This window comes from Algibacter sp. (assembly GCF_049667265.1).
GTDB lineage: Bacteria > Bacteroidota > Bacteroidia > Flavobacteriales > Flavobacteriaceae > Algibacter_B.
The window spans coordinates 1-5074 of the sequence record NZ_JBATHX010000432.1; the positions used below are offsets into that span (position 1 = coordinate 1).

The window sequence follows — 5074 nt, forward strand, 5'->3', positions numbered from 1 at the left end:
CATTATTACTGACAACAGTATTATAAACAATACAACTAACGGTGGTAGTACTGGCACTACTGATGAGGACATTGCTATTAATGCAGCTGAATATTCATCAGATTTAGTACTTGAAGCTAACAATACATACACTATAAGCGGTCCGGTAATTATGTCTGATGGCGCAAATTTAATTATTGGAGAAGGTGTTACTGTTAAAGCAGTGGCAACAGGTGCCGATGTGTACATCGCTATTTCGCAAGGTGCACAAATTATTGCTAACGGAACTGCCACTAACCCTATTGTTATGACTTCTGGTGCTGCTGTTCCTTCAGCAGGCGATTGGGGCGGATTAATTATATTAGGAAAAGCTTCAATAAACTCTGTAACTGGAACCGCTACTTCTACATCAGAAATTGGAAGCTTGCCATATGGTGGAACTGATAATGCTGATAGCTCAGGAATTATTCGTTATGTACGTGTAGAATATTCTGGTGGTGCCGCTGATGGTTCTTCTGAAAATAACGGATTCTCTTTCTATGGCGTAGGTGCTGGTACAACCGTAGATTACATTCAAGCTTACGAAGGTGCTGATGACGGTATTGAGTTTTTTGGTGGTACTGTTGAAGTTAATCATGCAGTTGTCATTAACTGTCAAGACGATTCAATTGATTGGACAGAAGGTTTTACAGGAAAAGTAACAAACGCTTATGTTAAACATGGCGCAGATCACGATAAAGGTTTTGAATGTGATGGTTATAATACAGATATTGGGAACTTATCTAGTCCTAAATTCTGGTCTAAACCTACTGTTTCAGATGTTACCATTATAGGTTTAGGTTCTTCAACAGGAAACGAAGCTATAAGATTAAGAGCTGGAACTCAAGGTATATTTAATAATATTTTAATTCAAGGTTTTGCTGAAGGATTTGATTTAGATGGAGATGCTGGAGCAAGTAGCGATAACCCAACAGGAACAGGAGTTATAAACGGAGACCTAGATGCAGCTAATGTTACTTTTACGGATGTGACGACGCCATTTAAAAATGATACGGGCGATACTTTTGCTGATGCAGATTTTTTAACCGGTATTGGAAATGCAACTGGTACAGATTATGCCACTTGGGGAGCAAGCTGGACAACAGGAAACTAGTTATACATACTCGAAAAATAGAATAATAAAAAAGCATCCTAAATTTAGGATGCTTTTTTGATTTTTAACTGCGCTAAAAACTATAGCGAAGCAACATTATTTTCATAATTGACTTCTTTTGTAGATCCGTCAATCCAATAAATCCATTTGCCGACTTTTTTTCCATTATCATAATTTGCAGAAACTGTTTTCTTGCCTTCTGTGTTAAAGCTTAACCAAACACCTTGTAATTTACCATCTACTGTGTAAGACCCTGTTTGGCTTACAACACCATTGTCATGATAATAAACAACATCAATTAAATTTGTGTCTTTATTAAGTTTTAATTCTCTTTCTTTTTGTCCAAAAGAGACCACAGTAATTAAAAAAGCAAAAACAAATAATAACTTCTTCATAATTATGGGGGTTTTAACATTATAAATCAAATATACAAATTACGTAACATTTAAACAACACGCTCTTAACGTTGAATTAACATTAAATTTATAATTATTTGATTATCATCACTTTAAACTTTATCAATAGCCAAAGATTTAACATTGGAAATTAATAATTACTTAATATTAAGGTTACATGAAAGTTACCTTAAAAACAGATATTTGTAACGTCTTGAGACAAAACAATTAGTATTTCATATAATCTATTAGTTTTTGTCGACTTACATTATCATGATTTCTAATGAGACTGCCTTAGGCCAAGGCAGTCTTTTTTTATTGTAAATTTAATCATTAGGAAACATTAAGTTAACATTGGTTTTAGTTCTTTGCAGCGACAAAAAACTAATAAATAATGAAATTTAAAATTACAATTCTATCAATCTGCTTGATGGCGTTTTCAATAGTATTAAACGCACAAGAAATAAGCGATACAACTTTCGGAAGCGGATTAATTAACTATACAGCAAAAGACAGTTCTTTTAGTATAAAGTTTGCACCTCGTTTTCAAGTACGTTCTGAGTCTTCATGGGATCATGATGGCGCTCAGTACACAAGTCCAGATCACACTTTTATTGTGCGTCGTGCACGTTTAAAATTTGATGGTTTTGCTTATAGCCAAAAATTAAAATACAAAATTGAATTAGGGTTATCCAATAGAGATATTTCAGGAGCTGATGAATTTAACCGTGATACCCCAAGAATCATTCTTGATGCTGTTTTAATGTGGAATTTTGCTGAAAACTGGGAACTTTGGGCAGGACAAACTAAACTTCCAGGAAACGTTGAGCGTGTAGTATCTTCTGCAAATCTTCAATTAATTGATCGTTCTTTATTAAACAGCCGTTTTAATATTGACCGTGATTTGGGTATTCAGTTACGTCATAACTCAGATTTAGGTGGCGATTTCTTAATGCGTGAAAAATTCGCTATTTCTCAAGGTGAAGGTAGAAATGTTTCAGAAGGAAATCAAGGTGGTTTACAATATACCGCAAGACTTGAATTTTTACCCCTTGGTGCTTTTAAATCTAAAGGCGATTATTTTCAATCAGATTTAAAGCGTGAGGCAACTCCAAAATTAATGCTTGGATTTACATACAACTATAACCAAGACGCTGTTAGAGAAAGAGGTTTTGCTGGCGATTACATGATAAGAACTGATGGATCTATATATGAAACAGATCAAACTACCATTTTTGCGGATGCCATGTTTAAATACAACGGGTTTTCATTTATGGGTGAATATGCAAAACGCACAGCCGATGATGAAATTGCCACGGAATTAGATGGGACTACTCCAACAGGGGACGTTGTATTAACTGGTAATGCTTTAAACTTGCAAGCAGGTTACTTATTTAAAGACAACTACGAAATAGTTGGTCGTTTTACGACTTTAGAATATGAAGCTATTACCGGAGCATCACCAACAGAGCAATATACTTTAGGAGTTTCAAAATATATTGTTGGGCATAAATTAAAAGTACAGTCTGATATTAGTTACACCACCTTAAATGGTAATGATGATAACATTACTTTTAGATTTGGATTTGATATTCATTTTTAATTAATTTAAATCATAACAATTAGGTAACTTTACACTCAAATTAACTAAAGACATTTGCAAACTTATTTTAATTAAAAAATTATGGATAATATTTACTTATTAATGTTAATTGCTATTACTGTATTAGCGGTTGTTGATATTGTTGTTGGTGTTAGTAATGATGCTATTAACTTCTTAAATTCTGCTATCGGTTCTAAAGTACTTTCTATGCGAACTATAATGATAGTTGCTAGTTTAGGTATTTTTATTGGAGCCGTATTTTCAAGCGGTATGATGGAGGTTGCGCGAAAAGGAATTTTTGTACCAGCCATGTTTAGCTTTGATGAGATTATGTACATCTTTATGGCGGTGATGATAACAGATATCTTATTATTAGATTTCTTTAATACGCTTGGACTACCAACATCGACAACAGTTTCTATTGTATTTAATTTACTTGGTGCAGCAGTTGTTATGTCTATAATTAAAATTACTGCTTCAGACTCAGAAACTTTAGCCGATATAGGGAGTTATATAAACACTAAAAAAGCTGTAGAAATTATTACCGGTATAGTCATGTCCGTTTTTATTGCTTTTACTGTTGGTGCTTTGGTACAATGGGTATCTCGTTTAATTTTCACTTTTCAATATGAGACAAAAAAGAAATATTTTGGAGTTATTTTTGGAGGAATTTCATTAGCTACTATACTTTATTTTATCTTATTAAAAGGTTTAAAAGGTACTCCATTCTATAAAAATATTGCGAGTTTCATGGATGGTAATGAGTTATATATCGTTCTAGGAAGTTTGGCGTTTTGTATGTTGTTTTCTTATGCATTTCAACAAATAACTAAAAAAAGCGTTCTGTTAGTCGTTATTGCCGTTGGAACCTTTGGTTTGGCATTAGCATTTGCAGGAAACGATTTAGTGAATTTTATTGGTGTTCCTATGGCTGCATTTCATTCTTATGAAGCTATGCAACAAGCCTTTTTAACATCAGGCACTTTACCTGCAGATTTTTCTATGGCAGTTCTAGAGAAAAAAGTACCTGCAGAGCCATTATTATTATTCATTTCTGGTGGCATCATGGTATTAACCTTATGGTTTTCTAAAAAGGCTAAAACTGTAGCCGAAACAGAAATTAGTTTATCAACTCAAGGTGATACTCATGAAAAGTTTGAACCTAATAGTTTTTCTAGAGGCATTGTAAGAGGTTCAACCTCTTTATCAAATTATTTTAGTGCTCTTGTTCCAAACTCTATTCAAGAAAAAATAGAGCGAAGATTTGAAAAACCTAGCGCTAAAGCCTTAACTAAAAAGCAAAGTAAAGACTTACCTGCTTTTGACATGATTAGAGCTTCAGTTAATTTAATGGTTGCTGGTGTTTTAATTGCACTTGCAACGTCTATGAAATTACCTTTATCTACTACATATGTTACCTTTATGGTAGCCATGGGTACATCTTTTGCAGATCGTGCTTGGGGCCGCGAAAGCGCTGTATATAGAGTAGCTGGTGTTTTAAATGTAATTGCTGGTTGGTTTGGAACCGCTATTGGTGCTTTTTTTGCTGCTGGGATTGTTGTGTTTTTAGTAAACTGGAATCCTAAAGTAATGACACCAATACTTTTATTATTAACTGCAATATTGTTAGTAAGAAACTATTTATCGCACAAAGAATCTTCAAATAAAACGGTTGCTGAAGATAGTTTAACAGACTCTGAAAGTAGCTCTGTGCAAGGTGTTATACATGAAAGCGCAAAGAATATTGCTAATGTTGTAAAAAGAGGAAATAAAATTTACAGCAATGCTATAAATGGTCTTGCGAAACAAGACACAACACTTCTTAAAAAGAACAAAAAGCAAGTCCTTAAATTAACGGAAGAAGTAGATGCCCTGAGAGACAATATTTTCTATTTCATTAAAAACTTAGATGAATCTAGTGTAAATGCTAGTGGTTTTTACATC

At 33.6% G+C, this 5074-nt stretch carries 4 protein-coding genes; 3 read left to right on the top strand and 1 reads right to left on the bottom strand.

Annotated features, from left to right (window positions below; genetic code table 11):
* Position 1 precedes the first annotated feature (1 nt).
* Complete coding sequence (locus tag WBN21_RS15045) at positions 2–1132, top strand: multidrug transporter (protein WP_424201703.1); 1131 nt, start codon at positions 2–4, stop codon at positions 1130–1132.
* An 80-nt stretch (positions 1133–1212) separates the two neighbouring features.
* Here WBN21_RS15045 and WBN21_RS15050 read toward each other — a convergent pair whose 3' ends face one another.
* The gene (locus tag WBN21_RS15050; RefSeq protein WP_424201705.1) at positions 1213–1527 is read right to left on the bottom strand and encodes a toxin-antitoxin system YwqK family antitoxin; all 315 of its coding nucleotides are present in this window, start codon (positions 1525–1527) and stop codon (positions 1213–1215) included.
* Positions 1528–1921: 394 nt separating this feature from the next.
* Between WBN21_RS15050 and WBN21_RS15055 the strand changes: the two genes are divergently transcribed.
* Both WBN21_RS15055 and WBN21_RS15060 read left to right on the top strand, forming a co-directional pair.
* Entirely contained in the window at positions 1922–3130 is a 1209-nt protein-coding gene (locus WBN21_RS15055; RefSeq protein WP_424201707.1) for a porin, read from the top strand.
* Positions 3131–3211: 81 nt separating this feature from the next.
* Positions 3212–5074: anion permease (locus WBN21_RS15060; RefSeq protein ID WP_424201709.1), on the top strand; the 1863-nt coding region annotated here is incomplete at its 3' end.

Coding starts and splice junctions, on each gene's coding strand:
- WBN21_RS15055 (WP_424201707.1), top strand. CDS start 1,922: ATGAAATTTAAAATTACAATTCTATCAATCTGCTTGATGGCGTTTTCA.
- WBN21_RS15050 (WP_424201705.1), bottom strand. CDS start 1,527: ATGAAGAAGTTATTATTTGTTTTTGCTTTTTTAATTACTGTGGTCTCT.